This window comes from Mycobacterium sp. TH-M106, from assembly GCF_057473765.1.
Genome location: NZ_JBYCLE010000187.1, coordinates 18,496 through 37,210 on the forward strand (window position 1 = coordinate 18,496; position 18,715 = coordinate 37,210).

The following is an 18,715-nucleotide window of genomic DNA, read 5'->3' on the forward strand; positions in this document are numbered from 1 at the left end:
GGCCACGTCAGGCTCTCGTTCTGCAGTTCGCGTCGCGAGGGACGCGCACGGCAATCATGCCCACGAGCCCCGCTGCTAAAACCACACACAGTCCAGCCAGCCCAGCCCGGTCGGAGCTGAATAGGTCGACAAAGGTGAAGAACATCCAAGGCGCCAAAAACGATGCGGCGCGCCCGGTGGTGGTGTAGAGACCGAAGGCCATGCCTTCCTTGCCCTCGGCGGAGATCCGCAGCATCAGCGCGCGAGCGGAGGCCAGGACGGGGCCGACGAACAGGCACAGCAGCAGCCCACAGATCCAAAACGCCAGCGCGCCAGTGAGAGCCAGCAGGACCAATCCGATCGCGATCATAGCGGCGAGCGAGCCAATGATGACGGGCTTAGCGCCCATGCGGTCAGCGAGCAGACCGCCGACCACCGCACCGATCGCGGCCACAGTGCTGGCGTACACCCCGAACACGAGCACGTCGGCCTGCGACACGCCGTACACCGTGACACCGAGCACTGCGCCGAACGCAAAGATACCTGTTAGCCCATCTCTGAATATCGCACTGGACACCAGGTAGTAGACGACGTTGTGGTCGCGTCGCCACTCCCCCTTCACTTCGTGCCACAGCGCACGGTAGGCGCTGCGGAGTCCGACAGCCGGGCGGGAAGGACCGATGGTCGGCGGGGTGCGCACGAAAAGCAGCAGCGACCACGCGAACAGAGCCAACCACGCGGCGGTCACCAACATCGCGACCCTTATGTACTGGCCGTGGGCCACCGCAAGGCCGAACAGGCCTCGGGTGTCGCCATCGCCCTGGATGAACCCGATGTAGAGGATCAGCAGCAGGAGTACACTTCCGCAATATCCTGCAGCCGAACCAATTCCAGAGATCCGGCCTGAGTTCTGCGCCGTCGAGATCTGGCCCAACACGGCGTTGAACGGCACGGTCGCCAGGTCGCTGCACGCCGCGGTACAAGCCAGCAGGACAAGACCTGGCCCCAGGTAATGGTAGTCGGCATCGATGAAACTCATCGCCGATGTCGTTGCGACAACCAGGCCGGTGAGTGCCGCGAGTGCGGTACGCCGACGGTGGGGAGCGTCGACCCAGATCCCGGTCGCCGGCGCCAGTAACGCGACGAACAGCCCCGCAAACGTCAGCGCCCTGCCCAGCCAGCTTGCGGGTGTCGTGGCACCGGGTAGCCCCGCACCAACCTGCCCGGTGAGGTAAACGGAGAACACGAATGTCAAGACGACGGCGTTCACACCTGTCGCGCCGCAATCCCATAGCGCCCAAGCCACTACCGGAGACCGCGCGGTGCTATGAGAACCGACCGCGTGGCTGCTCAAGACTGCATTCCAGTGCTGTATTTCACATCGACTCGGCCTCGTCCTGGGAGCGGTGGAGAAGCGGCCTGACGTAGGTGCCGCTCGCTTGCGTTCGTGATTCTATGCGATAGCGACAGAATGGGCTGATGCCACACCGGGTTTGGTGTATCTCTCCGGATTCCATGGTGGAAGCTCGGACATACCCCAGAGTGCTTGCCCGGCAGAAACTTTCACACTCAGCGATCGAGGCTCTCCGGACACGAACACGGATCGCGCGTCACGGGAAGATGCTGGACAGGTCGCCGGCCACCGTCGTGGCCTGAGAGATGATGGTGAAGAGCTCGAAACCACCGGCCATTTGGAGCAGATAGGTGTCCGTCGCGATCGGCTGACCGACAGCCTCAAGAAGGTGTCCTGCCTTAAGACCCTCCGTGAAAAGGGTGATGTCGTAGGCGGGCATCGCGGTGAACACCGCATTGACGACATCCGCGGTCGGCAGCAGAGTCGCATAGGCCGCCGACGCCGCCCCGGACAGTGCGTTGACCACCTTCATGAACTCATCGGTGATGCCGCTGGGCGACAGCGCCGAAAGCAGATCCGCCGGGGAGGCTGCGCTCGACAACCCCGTCGTCAGGTCGGCCAGCATGCCCGACACCGCCGCCGACGGGTCCGCCATGAACGACGCTGCACTCGAGCTGATGCCGTGCGTGAAATCATGGATGCCCGCCTGGGTCCCCGACGCCAGCAGGGCGGGCACTTTCTCCAGGTCGGCAAGACTGGGGAACAGCCCGAACTGGGTCGGCACGTTCGCCGGCCCCTGCGACCAGCCATACTCGGGGTCGCCGTAGCCCAAGTTGACCAGCACCTCCAGATCCGGCTGGAGCAGGTTGGCCAGCGGGTTGCCCACCACCGGGATCGCGCGCAGCGGATCCAGCAGCGGCAGGTCCTGGGTCGGCATCATGTAGTAAGTGGTCATCGTGTCGCCCACGGTCGGCAACTTGATGGCGTTAGCAATCTGGTCGGATGTGACATGGGGAGGAAGTATGGAGTTGTATGTGGGGTGCACGTATTGGATGCCGGCGATGGAGTTGAGGTCGCACAGGGCATCGATCGGGTACTGGCAGACATCGGCGAAACCGTCGTATTCCAACGTGTAAATGGTGGTCGGGTACAGATCCGACGGTGTCGCGCCGTTGAACGTGATCCCCAGGCTGGGGGTGGTGAAGCCGTCCGCGCGCTCGAAGAGGCCGCCGTTGGGGAGATTGGGATCACCGGTCAGCACGAAAGACACTTTCTCGCTCGACACATTCTGGGCCGCAAGCTCGCTCATGGTCATGCTGGCGACCGTCGAACTCTGAGACTGGCCCCTCATGACGACGTCATGGCCCTCGTTGACCTGCTGGGTGATCATCTTGTCGAGAATCTGCTCGCCCAGGTTTTCTGAGTCGTTCAGAGTCAAGCTTTTGACGCCGGTGTAGAGCGCGTAATTCCCCGCCGGGTAAAACACGGGTTCTGTTGTGTAGTTGGGGAAGTCCTGCGCGAGCCAAAGATCGAAAACGTACTTGACGTAGTCAGGGGAAGGTATCGGGGTGCCGCTGCCGGCCATGATGTCGGCGATGCCGGTCTCGCTGTCCACGAGCTTTACCCCGCGCACCTGTACGTCGGGCGCCGGTGGCGAAACCGGGGCTACCGCGATGCAGCTGCCGCCCACGATGGCGGTGACAGCGGTGACGTAGGGGCCAAGTGCACGCCGCATACCTTGTCCTTATCTGTGTTGGGCCCCAGGTGAGGCTGGACAATCCGGTTATTTCGTTGTTTTGATACCGTTTCGGCCGACTCTACCTCGTGGGCAGACACGGAGTCACGTCGACGCCCGGCAGTGTCGTCAGGAAGCGACTGTGATGACGATTAGAACACGGTGGTTTCTTGTGCACAAGAGTTTCGTGCCGTTACCGCATTTCCGCGGGAGGCTCTTCTGACGCTGTGGGTGTCCAGTGGATACAACCGTTTCCAGAGACTTCAGAGCCCAGAAACCTCCGTGAAACCTCCGCGGTGCAGGATGGGTCGATAGTCGCACCGCCCGAACGACGATTGGTTCTTTCGATGGACAGATCAGAACACACCAGGTTGCAACAAGTAGCTCACGACCTGCAGGGATTCGCGACGGAAGTACATACGTTGGGTTACTCGTCGTGCGTAGTCTCGGGGGCTGAGCACCAGTTCCTCGAGTTGTCGGAGCGCATGATCCGACGTGCCGACGCCCTAGCCCAGGCCGTCGCTACAGCCCAAAGTGCCTGACCCCGCCTGACCAACCCTGAACCACGCCGCATTCGCTGCGACGCGTCACGGTACCGGCAGCCGGTCCATGGTGAACTCGGTGGCAGGCATACCCCAGGACGCGGGCTTGCCGCCAGTTCGGAAGTACATCTCTTTGAACGCCATCTTCATCGCCCACGGCGTATAGCCCATCTTGAAAACGCTGGTCGTGCCTCCGTACCAGGTGTCGGAGTGGATGTAGAAGCCCTTGTGGCTGCCCATGTCACCGAAGCAGATGATCTCGGGGCGATAGGGTTCACCCACCTTGACCCGATCGAGGCTGCCGATCTCAACCGCGATCTGACGGGCGACAATCTCTGCCTGCTGGTGACCAAGGGATCCGAGCTTGGGGATAGTGAGCGCCGCGGCATCGCCGACCGCGAAAATCTCCGGATGGTCGTGGTTGCGCATGTCGGTGCCGGTGACGACGAAACCGTACTCGTCCGTGATCGGCAGCTCCTTCAGAAACGCGTGCGGCACCCAATCGGGCATCAGGATCTTAAGCTCCGCTTCCATGCTCTCGCCGTTGGCGAACTCGATGCCGTCCGCGGTGAGGCGCGAGACGTCCCGGGTGCCGGGCATGTATCCAAAGCCCATGCCGCTGGCCAGATCCAAGAATTCCTTGACAATCTCTTCCCCAGCGTCCTCGGCGATGACTGCACCGGGGGTGAACAAAGTGATCTTGTGGGCGTCGCCCATCGAGTGCTCACCCAGCCAGTGCGCCATCGACAACGCCAGCTCCAGCGGGGGCCCTTCGCAGGCCGCCTCGGCGACAGGCATCCAGTCGGGCTTATGCTCGACGCCCTGGTGGAAGTGGGCGGACCCGATGGCGATCGGTCCGCCCTGGTAGCCCCCACTAAAAAGTTTGCGGCGCAGTTTGTTACCGTAATGCCCGCTGGAGACGGTGTCGCCGTATTCGCCGAATCCCTCGATGCGATCGTAGGCCAGTTGGTTGCCCAGGGCCACCACCAGGTAGTCGTAGCTGATCCTCTCGGGTGCCGAGCCGGCCCGGTCGGTCGGGGTGAAAGTCACTCGCTTGGCTTCGGGGTCGATGGCGGTGACTGCCGCATTGACGAACTCGTTGCCGTCGCGTTCATGGAACCGGACGGTTTCCATGTGCATCGACACGAGTGGATCGTGGTCGGCGAACACCTCCATCGGGATGTTCGGCACGAAGATCAAGTACGGGTTGCGGTCGATCACCGTCAAGTCCACCGCCTCGCCGCAGTGTGCCCGGATAAAGCGTGCTGTGGTCAGCCCCGCGAAGCTGCTTCCCAGGATCACAACACGGGGACGCGCGCTGCTCATGACACCATCGCCCGTTCGGCCTCGCGACGCAAACCCAGACAGCTCAGGGGCAGACCCGTCCAACCCCCAGGCACGGCGCTGTCGGGGCTGGGCAGGCGTACTACGGCGCCGGCGGTGACGCTCAGCCTTGTCTCCAGGGTCCACATTGTTCGAATCATATTGCGGCTCCGTACATCTCATCGAGGATCTCGAGATTAAGATTCGTTTGCCGGTCGGTCGTAAGGGGTCGAGATCCACCCCGAGGCTACCTACATAACCCGGCCACCGCCACCATCGCATCTTACGCGAGCAGGCCAGGAGTGGTGCCCATGAAACCCGGCTCGCCGGTCGAGCGAGTTGACGATTCGGTGGGATCTGGTGTTCGCTACGAGATTGGACTTAGGTGTCGGAGTGCAGCGCCCGCTCGGCCGCCGTGGGTAGGCCAAGTCGATGCAGCAGAACGCTCGTTGGGCACCAGCCTACCGCTGCATCGAGCAGCAGGTTGGCTCCTACGAAACCGGTGAGGATCCGCCAGCGGGCTGAATGTTCCCGCCCCAGGCCTAGCGTCACCAGCACGACGGAACCCGCCAGCAGGTGGATGGCCCGCTCCAGCGTCCACCCTCGCAACCGTGGCATCCCGAACGCCCCCTGCTCAAGCGGAGCCGTACATTGGTTGGTTTGCATGGGAACTCACACCTCCAGGGTCGAAGCGCAGGATTGAAACACATCAACGATGATACCCGGTGGGGCATCTACCCGTCATTGCGCTGAAGCGGGTCATCGCCGTCGCTAAGGGCTGTGATGCGGTTCGGGGTGACCGTCGCACCACTGGGACGGCGGTATTTCGGCCTTCACTTCGGCGACGTGTCGGCCGCATCCCGACCAGGTGACCAGGCCGCAGCTTCGGCACCGAACCGCATGGCACATTCAGCGATCCTCCGCATCGGCCGTCGATGGCGGGCCCTGGTAGGGACGTTGCAGTACGGCGAATCCGGGCGTCGACGCCGCGGTCAGCACGGCGTCAAGCAGCTCGATGCCGGCATCTCGCGTCGGGAGACGCGTCAGCACCGGCCCGAAAAATCCTCTGCCGTCGACGGCGATAATCGGGCTGCCCCCACTGCCGCCGAGCGCGTCTTGACTGCGTTGATGCGCCGCACGAACGGCATCGTCCCAGACCGGGTCGTCGAGTGCACCTACCAGCGCGGGGTTGGAGTTCGCTACCGCCAGCGCTTCTTTGACCGAGCTATCGGCCACGTCCCCGTCGCCATTGTGTACCAAGGCACCCAAGGCTTGGTAGAGATTGCCGAATGCGCCGGGGCCGCCTTCGGCTGTAGCGGCGGCGAAGACGCGGCCTACGCGACGCGACGACTCGAGTTTGGCACGCTGCGCGGGCGCCACATCACGACCGTCGTTGAGCACCGCCAGGCTCATCTGCTGCAGCGCGACGCTGCGTCCACTGGCGCTGGCCGCATCCAGCAACCAGCGCGACGTTACCCACGCGAATGGGCATACCGGGTCGACGTAGAGGTCGATCGAGGTCATCACGGTTCTTCGGCGAGTGTGCTCACCTTGCAGGTCACTGCCACCTCCTCAGGTACCTAAGCCGTACAAGCGTATGAAGTATATCCTATACCCAGCCGGGTATCTGTGGGCTGGTCCTCCGTGTCAACAGAGTTCAGCCGCGTCGATCGGGCCCCTCACTCAAAACGCGCCGATAGCGACCAGGTCGCCGACTGCTGCCTGGATTCCTTGCTGCGCACCGTCGGCAAGTGCATGCAGGACAGCTGACCAGTCGAGGTCGGTGGGGAACAGCCCGATCGCAGTGTCCACATTCGCCGGACCTGGGTACCAACCGTGGTCGATGTTGCCGTAGCCCAGGTTCACCAGTATCCGCGTATCCGGCTCCAGCAGGTCGTACAGCGACTGCCCGATCACCGGCAGCAATCGCAGCGGCTCCAGCAGTGGCAGGGTCTCGGACGGCATCATGGAGTAGTTCGTCATCCCTGCACCGGTGAGGTCTGCAGAGCCCGGCAAGAGAATCGCGTTGTCGATCTGGTCGGGGCCAGCGGTCAGATAGTGGAGGTGCTCTGTGAAAACCCCGATGAGCGCGTTCAGATCGGACAACAGGTTTATCGGGTATTTGGGGAAGTCGGCGAAGCCGTCGTATTCCAGCGTGTATACGTCGGTCGGGTAAAGGGTGTCCGGCGTCGGGGGCGCGGTGCCGAAGGCGGTGTGTATGCCCCCACTGGGCGCTGCCGCATCACCGACCAGCACGAAGTGGACGTCATCGCTCGGCACACCCTGCTCGTGCAGCTGTTCCATCGTCAACGTGGAGAACGTGGCGCTTTGCGAGTACCCGAAAACAACGACGGGGTTTTCCGCGCTCACCTGGCCGCCGTCGATCTGGTGGTCAATCGCTGTGGTCAGGATCTGTGCTCCCTCGGCCCACGATGCAGCTTTGTCGAAGAACAGCTTTTCCGGCGTCGTCAGGATTTCCGTGGTCCCGGTGAAGCCCAGTGGATGGAGGTAGAGAGCATCGGCGGCGTCCGCGTAATTTTGCCCCGGTGTCGGTATTCCGCTGGGGCCCATGATCAGTGCGACGCCATCGCCGAGCGGCGAATCCACGGTGCCGCTGCCGGTCAGCCGCGCTTCACGGGTTCGCATGCCGGGCAGCGAAGGTGCATTTGGTGGATCAGCTATGAGCCCTGCACAAATGACGGTGACGACGATGACGGCGCCCAACGCTCTTTGCCGAGCGGCGATATCGTGTGTCGGCCGCTCGGCGCCGGTGTCAGGCACTGCGGGTATCAAAATTCCTGGGCCCCTGTCTCGGATGCTCGGTCGCGACGGGTCCCGCTACCCTACCGAAGCATTTTCAGTCTCGCTGACCTCGCTGTGGCGGCCACCGTGGCGGCCAAGGTGCGCCTCCGCGCGCAGCCGTTCCACCATGTGCGGATAGTGCAGTTCGAACGCCGGGCGCTCAGAGCGGATCCGGGGCAGTTCGGTGAAGTTGTGCCGCGGCGGCGGGCAACTGGTCGCCCACTCCAGCGAGTTGCCGTATCCCCACGGGTCGTCGACGGTGACTACCTCGCCGTAACGCCAGCTGCGGAACACGTTCCACATGAACGGCACCATCGACGCGCCCAGGATGAACGCGCCGACGGTGGAGACGACGTTCAGACCCTGGAAGCCGTCGGTGGGCAGGTAATCAGCATAGCGGCGCGGCATGCCCATGTTGCCCAGCCAGTGCTGCACCAAAAACGTGGTGTTAAACCCGATGAAGGTCAACCAGAAGTGCAGCTTGCCCAGTCGCTCGTCGAGCAACCGGCCGGTCATCTTCGGAAACCAGAAGTAGACGCCGGCGAAGGTGGAGAACACGATGGTGCCGAACAGCGTGTAGTGAAAGTGGGCCACCACGAAATAGGAGTCGTGGACATGAAAGTCCAGCGGCGGGCTGGCCAACAGCACACCGGACAAACCGCCCAGCAAAAACGTGACCACAAAGCCGATCGAGAACAGCATCGGCGTCTCGAAGGTCAGCTGGCCCTTCCACATGGTTCCGACCCAGTTGAAGAACTTGATCCCGGTCGGCACCGCGATCAGATACGACGTGATAGTGAAGAACGGCAGCAGCACCGCGCCGGTGGCGAACATGTGATGCGCCCACACCGCCGTGGACAGTCCGGCAATGGCTATCGTCGCGTAGATCATGGTGGTGTAGCCGAACAGCGGTTTGCGGGAGAACACCGGGAAGATCTCGGTGACGATGCCGAAGAACGGCAGCGCGACGATGTAGACCTCGGGGTGGCCGAAGAACCAGAACAGGTGCTGCCACAGTATCGCCCCGCCGTTGGCCGCGTCGTAGAGATGCCCGCCCAGGTGTCGGTCGTAGGCCAGGCCGACCAACGCCGCGGTCAGGATCGGAAAAGCCGACAGCACCATGATCGAGGTGATCAGGATGTTCCAAGTGAAGATCGGCATCCGAAACATCGTCATGCCGGGCGCACGCATGCACACCACGGTGGTGATCATGTTCACCGCGCCCAAGATGGTGCCCAGGCCCGAGATAACCAACCCCATGATCCACAGATCTCCACCGGCACCGGGGGAGTGCACACTGCCGCTGAGCGGGGTGTAGGCGGTCCAGCCGAAGTCGGCGGCCCCGCCCGGGGTGATGAAGCCGGCCACCGCGATCGCAGCACCGAAGGCGAACAGCCAAAACGAGAGCGCATTGATCCGCGGGAACGCCACGTCGGGGGCACCGATCTGCAGCGGCAGCACCAGGTTGGCGAAGCCGAACACGATCGGGGTGGCATAAAACAACAGCATGATGGTGCCGTGCATGGTGAACAGCTGGTTGTACTGCTCGTTGGACAAAAACTGCAGACCGGGCGCGGCCAGCTCGGCGCGCATGAACAGGGCCATTAGCCCGCCGAGGAAAAACAGCGCATAACAGGTGACGACGTACATGATGCCGATCAGCTTGTGATCGGTGGTCGTCACCAGCTTGTAGACGAGCGTGCCCTTCGGGCCCAGCCGGGCCGGAAATGGGCGATGGACTTGTAATGACTCGACAGATAGTGCTTCAGCAGTCATGACATCTCGCTACCCCGCGTTGGATGGGCATGTGACTGTCCCCTCCTTCCTACCAGCGGCCGATCACCCGGTGTGGCGCTGCTCTTTGCGGCGTGACCACCACGAACGGCCACGCTGGGTTAACGGCTGGTTTGCGGCGTCGCTACAGCAGGTACATCTTTGGCTGGGCGGCAGAGCTTTCATGACGTCGTCGGCATGACGGCCACAGCCCGCCCAGGTCGTCTTACCGCAGCCTCGACAGCGGACGGGATAGCACATGGTGACTCCGGATCATGTGAGAACTGTTGGGCGGCGAAGCCATATGGCACTCATGATGGCGCTCACTGGGGCGATCCCGCCGGGGCGCTGGCTGTCTCGGCGGCGTCGGCGAACTCGCAGAAAGCCTCGTAGGCCCGGGCACCGTAGATTGTGGCCGGGCCACCGTGCATCAAGATGCTGACACCGATGGCCTCAGCGGCTTCTTCTTTGGAGGCTCCGGCACGAGCGGCGCCCCGGGTGTGCGAAGCGATGCAGCCATCGCAGCCCGCTACGACCCCGATCGCGACCGCGATGAGTTCTTTGAATTTTTTGTCCAATGCGCCCGAGGTCAGCGCGGCGCTGCTCATCTCGGCGAATCCGCGGTAGACCCCCGGGATCATCTGCCGCAACGCACGGTGCTGCGGGTTCAGGTCATCGAGTACGTCGTGGTAGTGGTTGCGTTCATCCATGACGGTGATGATACCTATACCGGTAGTGGTATGCTACTCGGCGGCCTGTCGGATCAGGCGCATGGGCACGATCGCGTGCCGCCACTATACCCCAGGGGGTACAATGGGTACCGTTCTAATGCACCCTGGGCTGAACACGGAGGAAACAATGCTCGGTGACGAAGATGGCATCACCGCGGTGCTCAACAGGCTACGGCGCGCCCAAGGGCAGCTGGCCGGGGTCATCGCCATGGTCGAACAGGGCCGCGGTTGCAAAGACGTGGTGACCCAGCTGGCGGCGGTGTCGCGCGCCCTTGACCGAGCCGGCTTCAAGATCGTTGCCTCCGGACTTCGGGACTGCATCACCGGCACTGGCCCGGGCGACGGGCCGCAGCTCACCGAATCCGAACTGGAAAAGCTTTTTTTGAGCCTGGCCTAGATCTCATCCCATGCGTCATCGCCAACCGGCACCGTCACACAGAAGTCATAGAGGAGGAACGACATGAACAAAACCACCTTGGGGATCAGCACCACGTTGCACACCTCGTTCACCGACGCCGTGGAGCGGACGACTCAGGCGCTGGCCGATCAAGGTTTCGGTGTGCTGACCAAGATCGACGTCGCGGCCACGCTGAAACAAAAGCTCGGCCAGGACATGGAGGACTATCTCATCCTGGGGGCCTGCAACCCGCAGCTGGCGCACCGCGCGTTGGATGTGGATCGCCAGATCGGCCAGTTGATGCCGTGCAATGTTGTGGTGCGGTCCGACCCGGCCAACAGCCAAGGCGACACGGTCATCGTGGAGGCGATGGACCCGCAACTCATGGTGCGGGTGACCGGCCAGCCGGGCCTGCAAGATATGGCCGACCAGGCCACCGCCAAGCTACGCGCCGCGATCAGTGCCCTCTGACCCACGCTGTGGCGATCTCAAACCCGTCAATCCCCGGCCGGGAAGCAGCCGATCGGCTGCGGAGCGAGGGGCTAGGCTACTACACTGCGTAGTCTACGATGAGGGTCTAGCTCGGGAGGCGGCCAGTGAACACCCTTGACATCTCGCGGTGGCAGTTCGGCATCACCACCGTCTACCACTACATCTTCGTGCCGCTGACCATCGGTCTGGCGCCGCTGGTGGCGCTGATGCAGACGGTGTGGACGATCACCGACAATCCAGCCTGGTATCGGCTCACCAAGTTCTTCGGCAAGCTGTTTTTGATCAACTTCGCGTTGGGGGTGGCCACCGGGATCGTGCAGGAGTTCCAGTTCGGCATGAACTGGAGCGAGTACTCCCGGTTCGTCGGCGACGTCTTCGGCGCCCCGCTGGCCATAGAGGGCTTGGCGGCGTTCTTCTTCGAGTCGACGTTCCTCGGATTGTGGATCTTCGGTTGGGGCCGCCTGCCGCGCGGGATGCACCTGGCCTGCATCTGGATCGTGGCGATCGCGACCAACATGTCGGCGTTCTTCATCATCGTGGCCAATTCGTTCATGCAGCATCCGGTCGGCGCCCACTACAACCCGGAGACACACCGCGCCGAGTTAGACAGCATTGCCGCGCTGTTGACCAACAACACTGCGCAAGCGGCGGTTTCGCACGCTATCGTCGGCTCGTTTGCCACAGCGGGGGCATTTGTCGCCGCGGTCAGTGCCTGGTGGATGGTCCGGTCGCAGAAAAGGACCGCCGCCGCGGGCACCGGTGCGGCGGCAACCGAAACCGATGCCCGCACAATGTACCGCCCGGCGACCATCCTGGGCTGCTGGGTGACGCTGATCGCGGCGGTGGCGTTGTTTTTCACCGGCGACACCCAGGGCAAGCTGATGTTCGTCCAGCAGCCGATGAAGATGGCGTCGGCGGAAACGTTGTGCAACACCCAAATCGACCCGCCGTTTTCGATCCTGACCATCGGGACACATAACAATTGTGACAACGTCTACCGGGTGATCGAGATGCATTATGTGCTGTCGTTTTTGGCCCAGGGGCGGTTCAGCGATGTGCAGCTGCAGGGTGTGCGCAACGTCCAGGAGGATTACCAGCAGCGCTTCGGGCCGAACGACTACCGGCCCAACCTGTTCGTCACCTACTGGTCGTTTCGGGCGATGATCGGGCTGCTGGCGGTTCCGGTGCTGTTTGCGCTGGCCGCGCTGTGGCTGACCCGCGGCGGCCGGGTCCCGGAGGATCGGCGCTGGTTTTCCTGGTTCGCGCTGCTGACCATCCCCACGCCGTTTTTGGCCAACTGCGCGGGGTGGGTTTTCACCGAGATGGGGCGCCAGCCGTGGATCGTCGCCCCCAACCCGACCGGTGACCAGTTGATCCGTCTCACCGTCGCCGACGGTGTGTCGCGTCACTCACCGGGGATGGTGGTCACGTCGCTGGTGATGTTCACCCTGGTCTACGGCGTACTGGCGGTCATCTGGTTTCGGCTGCTGCAACGCTACGTCGTCGAAGGGCCGCAGGAGCACGACGCCGAACTAGCACCGCCGGCTCCGCCCGGTAGCGACGAGGTGGCGCCGCTGTCATTCGCCTACTGATATCCGAGGAGTCCGGCGAGGAGGTAACAGAAGATGAGGTTGCAGGAACTGTGGTTTGGACTCGTCGTAGTGCTGTTTCTCGGGTTCTTCATCCTGGAGGGTTTCGATTTCGGGGTGGGCATGCTGATGGAGCCGTTCGGCCGGGCCGGCGCCGGCGACGCCGAGTCGCATCGCCGTGCGGCGCTGAACACCTTCGGCCCGGTCTGGGACGGCAATGAAGTCTGGCTGATCACCGCTGGTGGCGCGATGTTCGCGGCGTTTCCGGGCTGGTATGCCACCGTGTTCTCGACGCTGTACCTGCCGCTGCTGGTGATCCTGTTCGGGATGATCGTGCGGGCGGTCGCCATCGAGTGGCGCGGCAAGATCGACGACCCGAAATGGCGGGCGTGGGCCGACTTCGGCATCGCCGCCGGGTCGTGGCTGCCCGCGGTGCTGTGGGGCGTGGCGTTCGCGGTGCTGGTCCGCGGGCTGCCGGTGGACGCCGACCACCATGTCCACCTGTCGATCACCGATGTGCTCAACCCTTACACGTTGGTGGGCGGCATGGCCACCGGTGGGTTGTTTTTGCTGTACGGCGCGGTGTTCGTGGCGTTGAAAACCGCCGGCGCGATCCGCGACGACGCGCTGCGGTTCGCGACGTGGCTGTCACTGCCGGTGACTGCGCTGGTAGCCGGTTTCGGGTTGTGGACCCAACTGGCCTACGGCAAGACCTGGACGTGGCTGGTGCTGGCGGTCGCGGTCGTCGCGCAGTTGGCGGCGGTGGCGTTGGTGTGGCGCCGCAGCTTCGACGGCTGGGCATTCGCCTCGACCGCGGTGGTGGTGGCCGCGGTGGTGATCCTGCTGTTCGCTGCGCTGTACCCCAACCTGGTGCCGTCCACGCTCAACCCGGCCTGGAGCCTGACGATCTATAACGCGTCGTCGAATCCCTACACGCTGAAGGTCATGACGTGGGCGGCGCTGGTCTTCGCCCCGTTGGCGGTCGCCTACCAAGGTTGGACGTATTGGGTTTTCCGGCAGCGGATTTCGGCCGAGCGGATGCCTGCGTCGACTGGCCTGGCGAGACAACCGTCGCGAGGATGAGCCAAAGCCGAGCGCCGCTGGACCCCCGCTTGTGGCGGGCATCGACGGCGGTGCGCCGGTTTTTGGCCGCCACGGTGGCCTACGGTGTGGTGATCGCCGGCTGCGCGGTCGCCTCGGCGGTGGTGCTGGCGCAGATCGCCGCCCGGGTGATCACCGACCCGTCCACCCGCAGCATCGAGCGTTGGCTGCCGCTGATCTCGATCCTGGCGGCGCTGTGGGCCGTTCGCACGGCGGCCCACTGGCTGCAAGCTCGGCTGGGCCAGCGGGGCGCCAGCGCGGTAATCGCCGATCTGGCGGGTCAGGTGCTGAGAGCGGTGACCGCGCGCGCCCCCCGGGAACTGGCCGACCGGCGCGACGCCGCCGCGACGGTGGTGACCCGCGGCCTGGACGGGTTGCGCCCCTACTTCACCGCCTACCTGCCCGCGTTGGCGCTGGCCGCGATCTTGACCCCGGCCACCGTGGCGGTGATTGCGCTCTACGACCTGAAGTCGACGGTGATTGTGGCGGTCACGTTGCCGCTGATCCCGGTCTTCATGGTGCTGATCGGCCTGGCCACCACCGACCGGTCAGCGGCCGCGCTGGCGGCCATGACGACACTGCAGGCCAGGCTGCTGGATCTGATCGCCGGCATCCCCACGCTGCGCGCGCTGGGTCGGGCTGCCGGGCCCGAGCATCGCATCGCCGAACTGTCGGCCGCGCACCGCCGTTCGGCGATGGCAACGCTGCGGATCGCCTTCTTGTCTGCTCTGGTGCTGGAGCTGCTGGGCATGCTCGGCGTTGCGCTGGTCGCCGTCAGCATCGGCCTGCGCCTGGTGTTCGGGCAGATGAGCCTGACCGCGGGCCTGGCGGTGCTGCTGCTGGCGCCGGACGTGTACTGGCCGCTGCGCCGGATCGGGGTGGAATTCCACGCCGCCCAGGACGGCCGCGCCGCCGCCGACAAGGCTTTCGCGTTCATCGACGACTCCCCCGGCCCGGCCCCGGGGCACCGTACTGTGACCGTGCGTGGCGCGGTGATCCGCGCCGAACGACTCAGCGTCGCCGGCCGGGACGGCTTTGCGCCATACGATCTCACCGCGGTGATCGAGCCGGGCCAGGTGACGGTGCTCACCGGCGCCAACGGCGCGGGCAAGAGTACCACGCTGCAGTGCATCGCCGGGCTCACGGTGCCGACGTCGGGGCGGATCACCGTGGCCGGGATCGACGTCGCTGACCTGGACCCAACCCGGTGGTGGCGTCAGCTGTCCTGGCTGCCTCAACGCCCGGTGCTGATCCCGGGCAGTGTCGCCGACAACCTGACCCTGTTCGGCGAACTCGCAGATGCAGAAACTGCCTGTGCCACATCGGGTTTCGATCTGGTGTTAGCGCAGCTGCCCGGCGGCACGCGTACCGAGCTCGGGCGCGGCGGCGTCGGGCTGTCGCTGGGTCAGCGACAGCGGCTCGGCCTGGCCCGCGCGCTCGGATCACTCGCGCCGGTGCTGTTGCTCGACGAGCCGACCGCCCACCTGGACGCCCAGACCGAGCACCGGGTGTTGCGGGCCCTCGTCGAGCGGGCGCGGGCTGGCGCGACGGTACTCGTCGTCGGCCACCGTGACCCGGTGCTGGCGATTGGCGACCGGGTGATCGCCGTGGGCGCGAGTCATTATGCGCCGACCTGATCTGCTGACCGCGTCAACGCTGCTGCGCCCGCGGCTGCCCCGGCTGGTGCTTGCCGTCACGTTGGGGGTGCTGTCGCAGGCCAGCGCGCTGGGGCTGGCCGGGGTGTCGGCCTGGCTGATCACCCGTGCCTGGCAGATGCCGCCGGTGCTGGACCTGTCGGTCGCCGTCGTGACGGTACGCTCGTTCGCGATTTCCCGCGGCGTGCTGCACTACTGCGAGCGACTGGCCACCCACGACACCGCGCTGCGCGCGGCGGGCACCGCCCGCGCGGAAATCTACCGGCGCTTAGCGCACGGACCCGCCGACGTCGCGACCCGGCTGCACAGCGGTGAGCTGGTGGCGCGGGTCGGCGCCGACGTCGACATGCTGGCCGATGTGCTGGTGCGCGCCCTGCTGCCGATCGGAGTCGCGGTCGTGCTCAGCGTGGCCGCCGTGGCCGTGATTGCGGTGATCTCGCCGGCGGCTGCTGCGGTGCTGGCGGTCTGCCTGCTCACCGCCGGGGTGATCGCACCGTGGCTGTCGGCGCGGGCGGCCACGGCAGCCGAAGAGGTTGCCCGCCAATACCTGGCCGATCGTGATGTGGCGGCGATGCTCGCGCTGGAGCACGCCAGCGAGCTGCGCGTCAGCGGCAGACTGCCCGACATCGTCGCCGAGTCGCAGCGCCGGCAACGCGCCTGGGCCGACGCGATCGACGCCGCGGCAACACCGGCTGCGGTGGCCGCTGCCATGCCCACCGCTGCGATCGGGGTCAGCGTGCTCGGCGCGGTGATGGCCGCAATCTCGATCGCGCCCACCGTCGCGCCCACCACCCTGGCAATCCTGATGCTGTTGCCGCTGTCGGCTTTCGAGACGACCACCGCGTTGCCGGCCGCGGCCATCCAGTTGATCCGGTCGCAGATCGCGACGCGGCGGTTGCTCGAACTGGCCCGCGCAGATCAGCCCTGCGCCGACCCGACTCGCCCACCGGTGCGGCCGCATCCACCGACGACCTACCGGCTGTGCGCCGCCGATATCCTTGCTGGCCACCGTGTTGACCACTCGACCCGGGTGACGGTGGATCTGCGACCCGCTGCCAGGCTCGCGGTCACCGGCCCCAGCGGCTCCGGCAAGACGACGCTGCTGATGACACTGGCCGGCCTGTTGGCGCCGCTGCACGGCCAGGTTGAGTTGGACGGGACCGCGCTCAGTGATTTCGACGAAGGCCAATTACGCAACGCCATCACCTTTTTCGCCGAAGACGCACACATTTTCGCCACCACCGTCCGCGACAACCTGCTGGTGGCCCGCCGCGACTGCCGCGACGACGAGTTGATGGCGGTGCTGCACCGGGTCGGACTCGACGGGTGGCTGGCTGGCCTGCCCGACGGCTTGGCGACGGTGTTGTCCGGCGGCGCCCACGCGCTGTCCGCGGGTCAGCGCCGCCGGCTGCTGCTGGCCCGGGCCCTGCTCTCGCCGGCTCGCATCGTGCTGCTCGACGAACCCATCGAGCACCTCGACGCCACCGACGCCGAGGTGATCCTGCGCGGGCTGCTCGAACCGGAAGGCGGGCTGATCGGCGCAGAACGGACGGTGGTCGTGGCCACTCACCATCTCCCCGACGACATTCGCTGCCCGGAACTGAGTCTCAACGACGGTGACTCCGGTGGGCCGTCACCCGCACCGGTCCGAGCAGAGCTCCAGCTTCGAGACGCTGTCACCGCCACCGGAATGGACGGTTGAGAGTCAACGTCCGCTCCGCTTTGGGGTACCAGCCCTGCGGGGCGTACTGGCTGGTGTGCAGATAGCACTGCACTCGCACGTCGCAACTGTCGGGGGTGTTCTCCGGGTTGAAAGTGATCAGACGGCTCATGGGCAACGTGGTCAACGGCGCGTGATAGCGGCTCAACACGGCGACATTGAGGAACCAGGTGCCCCAGCGGCGCTCGATGTGCGTCTTACCGCCGAAGGAATCGTCGGGATTCGTATGAGTGTGGCCGTCCAACCACATCGCCACCCGACCGGGACGGGCTGCCAAGAACTTCTCGAATGCTCCCGAATCCGGTTTGCTGTCAACCCAGTACAGAAACGACGCACCTTGCGGTGTGCCCTGTTTGTAGGGGCGGTGGTAGTGCTCCTCCCAGGCTCCTGCCGCATTCTTGCGCACACCGTCCCACTCGCCAGAAGCCACGGTGGTGTCTTTCAGGACGTAATGGTAGACGGCGATGATGAGGGCGTCGGCGTTGTCATCGACCATCGACGTGAACCAGTCGAATGTCTCACCGCTGACCACTCCGCCGGGATTGCCTCCGAGTGGGCCCCGCCCGATGGATTGGGTGGGCTCGTTGCGGTCGCTCATCATCAGAAAGAGCAGATTGCCGACGCGAAACGAGTACCGCTCCCAGGTCCCCTCGACGGGGTAGCGACGCGCTGCGGGATCGACCCCGGAGAACTCGGTGTGCTCGCCGAGGGGATCGACCCATTTCTGCCACCACCAGGCCTCTGGTTCCGCAAGGCCGCTGCGGTCGTGGTTTCCGGACACGCTGTAGATATCTTCACGTCGGTGAAGATGCAGGGCCGAGAACTGCTCGCGGACTTCACGTCCCTCGGCGTCGTCGGGCAGGCTGTGCTGAGCACCCGACATATCGCCGACGTCGACGGCGATGTCCCAGGAGAACGGCGGTCCACCCTCGGAGCCGCCGAATTCCGACTGTGAAATCGCCTCGGCAAGGCTGCTTCTGCCGAACGTCTTGTCCGTCCCGACATGGGCGTCACCGAACGCCCAGAGCCGAAATGATGGTGTCTTCGCATTATCGGGCATCAGGTTGTGGTTCCTGTCTACGGTGCGTGGACGCCGACCCTCCTTCACCGTGCCGCCGCTTGGCTGGTCCACCGCTACAGGTGATGGTTACCGCGATCACCAACAGCAGCGGGATCGCCGCCGGCGCCAGCACGTCGGCAAGTGTCAGCAGGCCCTGGGTCTGTCCGCCGGTCAGCACCGCACCGAGGGCGGTCATCCCGGCGAAGCCACTGAGCACGACAACGAGGAGCACGACAGCGTTCACGGTTATCGGCTGGCTTTGGTGGTTCGTTTGGGTGTGCGGGGGTTGCGGGCCCGGGCCGCCGGGGACCGTCAGCCGGCCCGCGTCGTGATATACCAGCCGCGCCGTGGTCACCATGGCGATCACCGTCGCCGCGGTGAACAGCCACCCGCTCAGCGCCAGTTGGATCCCGCCGCTCAGAATGTGGCCGCTGGTGCACCCGTCGGCCATCCTGGCGCCGA

Annotated in this window: 16 protein-coding genes; 6 read left to right on the forward strand and 10 right to left on the reverse strand. The window is 64.9% G+C overall.

Annotated elements, in window-relative coordinates:
* Window positions 1-7 precede the first annotated feature (7 nt).
* The 8 genes from AC2VOP_RS06435 to AC2VOP_RS06470 all read right to left on the reverse strand — a co-directional run bounded on the left by AC2VOP_RS06435 (window position 8) and on the right by AC2VOP_RS06470 (window position 10,218).
* The gene (locus AC2VOP_RS06435; RefSeq protein WP_486960181.1) at window positions 8-1,333 is read right to left on the reverse strand and encodes an MFS transporter; all 1,326 of its coding nucleotides are present in this window, start codon (window positions 1,331-1,333) and stop codon (window positions 8-10) included.
* 256 nt (window positions 1,334-1,589) lie between these two features.
* Entirely contained in the window at window positions 1,590-3,068 is a 1,479-nt protein-coding gene (locus AC2VOP_RS06440) for a PE-PPE domain-containing protein (RefSeq protein WP_486960182.1), read from the reverse strand.
* Window positions 3,069-3,655: 587 nt separating this feature from the next.
* Window positions 3,656-4,936, reverse strand: a complete 1,281-nt coding sequence (locus AC2VOP_RS06445) for an NAD(P)/FAD-dependent oxidoreductase (RefSeq protein WP_486960183.1) — start codon at window positions 4,934-4,936, stop codon at window positions 3,656-3,658.
* Window positions 4,937-5,314: 378 nt separating this feature from the next.
* Complete coding sequence (locus AC2VOP_RS06450) at window positions 5,315-5,551, reverse strand: YgaP family membrane protein (RefSeq protein ID WP_486960184.1); 237 nt, start codon at window positions 5,549-5,551, stop codon at window positions 5,315-5,317.
* Window positions 5,552-5,842: 291 nt separating this feature from the next.
* Window positions 5,843-6,457 carry a mycothiol-dependent nitroreductase Rv2466c family protein gene (locus tag AC2VOP_RS06455; protein WP_486960185.1) on the reverse strand — a complete coding sequence of 205 codons (615 nt, stop codon included), beginning with the start codon at window positions 6,455-6,457 and terminating at the stop codon, window positions 5,843-5,845.
* Window positions 6,458-6,616: 159 nt separating this feature from the next.
* Window positions 6,617-7,579, reverse strand: coding sequence for a PE-PPE domain-containing protein (locus tag AC2VOP_RS06460; RefSeq protein ID WP_486960186.1), 963 nt, complete (start codon window positions 7,577-7,579; stop codon window positions 6,617-6,619).
* Window positions 7,580-7,771: 192 nt separating this feature from the next.
* Complete coding sequence (gene ctaD, locus AC2VOP_RS06465; protein WP_486960187.1) at window positions 7,772-9,511, reverse strand: aa3-type cytochrome oxidase subunit I; 1,740 nt, start codon at window positions 9,509-9,511, stop codon at window positions 7,772-7,774.
* 320 nt (window positions 9,512-9,831) lie between these two features.
* The gene (locus AC2VOP_RS06470; RefSeq protein ID WP_486960188.1) at window positions 9,832-10,218 is read right to left on the reverse strand and encodes a carboxymuconolactone decarboxylase family protein; all 387 of its coding nucleotides are present in this window, start codon (window positions 10,216-10,218) and stop codon (window positions 9,832-9,834) included.
* Window positions 10,219-10,366: 148 nt separating this feature from the next.
* On the opposite strand from AC2VOP_RS06470, the gene AC2VOP_RS06475 reads away from it, so the two are divergent.
* From AC2VOP_RS06475 to cydC, 6 genes are all read left to right on the forward strand, one after another.
* Entirely contained in the window at window positions 10,367-10,636 is a 270-nt protein-coding gene (locus AC2VOP_RS06475) for a metal-sensitive transcriptional regulator (RefSeq protein ID WP_486960189.1), read from the forward strand.
* 63 nt (window positions 10,637-10,699) lie between these two features.
* Complete coding sequence (locus AC2VOP_RS06480; protein WP_486960190.1) at window positions 10,700-11,107, forward strand: DUF302 domain-containing protein; 408 nt, start codon at window positions 10,700-10,702, stop codon at window positions 11,105-11,107.
* A gap of 125 nt (window positions 11,108-11,232) precedes the next feature.
* Window positions 11,233-12,720 carry a cytochrome ubiquinol oxidase subunit I gene (locus AC2VOP_RS06485; RefSeq protein WP_486960191.1) on the forward strand — a complete coding sequence of 496 codons (1,488 nt, stop codon included), beginning with the start codon at window positions 11,233-11,235 and terminating at the stop codon, window positions 12,718-12,720.
* A 33-nt stretch (window positions 12,721-12,753) separates the two neighbouring features.
* Window positions 12,754-13,800, forward strand: a complete 1,047-nt coding sequence (gene cydB / locus AC2VOP_RS06490; protein ID WP_486960192.1) for a cytochrome d ubiquinol oxidase subunit II — start codon at window positions 12,754-12,756, stop codon at window positions 13,798-13,800.
* Window positions 13,797-15,455, forward strand: a complete 1,659-nt coding sequence (gene cydD / locus AC2VOP_RS06495) for a thiol reductant ABC exporter subunit CydD (protein ID WP_486960193.1) — start codon at window positions 13,797-13,799, stop codon at window positions 15,453-15,455. The genes cydB and cydD overlap by 4 nt, the downstream gene beginning before the upstream one ends.
* Complete coding sequence (gene cydC, locus AC2VOP_RS06500; RefSeq protein ID WP_486960194.1) at window positions 15,442-17,175, forward strand: thiol reductant ABC exporter subunit CydC; 1,734 nt, start codon at window positions 15,442-15,444, stop codon at window positions 17,173-17,175. The genes cydD and cydC overlap by 14 nt, the downstream gene beginning before the upstream one ends.
* Here the strand turns inward: cydC and AC2VOP_RS06505 are convergent.
* Together AC2VOP_RS06505 and AC2VOP_RS06510 are read right to left on the reverse strand one after the other, a co-directional pair.
* Window positions 17,150-18,253 carry a hypothetical protein gene (locus AC2VOP_RS06505; protein ID WP_486960195.1) on the reverse strand — a complete coding sequence of 368 codons (1,104 nt, stop codon included), beginning with the start codon at window positions 18,251-18,253 and terminating at the stop codon, window positions 17,150-17,152. The two genes, cydC and AC2VOP_RS06505, sit on opposite strands and share 26 nt — an antisense overlap.
* A partial coding sequence (locus AC2VOP_RS06510) for a YeeE/YedE thiosulfate transporter family protein (protein ID WP_486960196.1) occupies window positions 18,243-18,715 on the reverse strand: 473 nt, incomplete at its 5' end. The genes AC2VOP_RS06510 and AC2VOP_RS06505, both read right to left, overlap by 11 nt.

Coding starts and splice junctions, on each gene's coding strand:
- cydC (WP_486960194.1), top strand. CDS start 15,442: ATGCGCCGACCTGATCTGCTGACCGCGTCAACGCTGCTGCGCCCGCGG.
- AC2VOP_RS06475 (WP_486960189.1), top strand. CDS start 10,367: ATGCTCGGTGACGAAGATGGCATCACCGCGGTGCTCAACAGGCTACGG.
- AC2VOP_RS06440 (WP_486960182.1), bottom strand. CDS start 3,068: ATGCGGCGTGCACTTGGCCCCTACGTCACCGCTGTCACCGCCATCGTG.
- AC2VOP_RS06460 (WP_486960186.1), bottom strand. CDS start 7,579: ATGCGAACCCGTGAAGCGCGGCTGACCGGCAGCGGCACCGTGGATTCG.
- AC2VOP_RS06505 (WP_486960195.1), bottom strand. CDS start 18,253: ATGCCCGATAATGCGAAGACACCATCATTTCGGCTCTGGGCGTTCGGT.
- AC2VOP_RS06455 (WP_486960185.1), bottom strand. CDS start 6,457: ATGACCTCGATCGACCTCTACGTCGACCCGGTATGCCCATTCGCGTGG.
- cydB (WP_486960192.1), top strand. CDS start 12,754: ATGAGGTTGCAGGAACTGTGGTTTGGACTCGTCGTAGTGCTGTTTCTC.
- AC2VOP_RS06480 (WP_486960190.1), top strand. CDS start 10,700: ATGAACAAAACCACCTTGGGGATCAGCACCACGTTGCACACCTCGTTC.
- AC2VOP_RS06445 (WP_486960183.1), bottom strand. CDS start 4,936: ATGAGCAGCGCGCGTCCCCGTGTTGTGATCCTGGGAAGCAGCTTCGCG.
- AC2VOP_RS06450 (WP_486960184.1), bottom strand. CDS start 5,551: ATGCCACGGTTGCGAGGGTGGACGCTGGAGCGGGCCATCCACCTGCTG.
- ctaD (WP_486960187.1), bottom strand. CDS start 9,511: ATGACTGCTGAAGCACTATCTGTCGAGTCATTACAAGTCCATCGCCCA.
- AC2VOP_RS06470 (WP_486960188.1), bottom strand. CDS start 10,218: ATGGATGAACGCAACCACTACCACGACGTACTCGATGACCTGAACCCG.
- cydD (WP_486960193.1), top strand. CDS start 13,797: ATGAGCCAAAGCCGAGCGCCGCTGGACCCCCGCTTGTGGCGGGCATCG.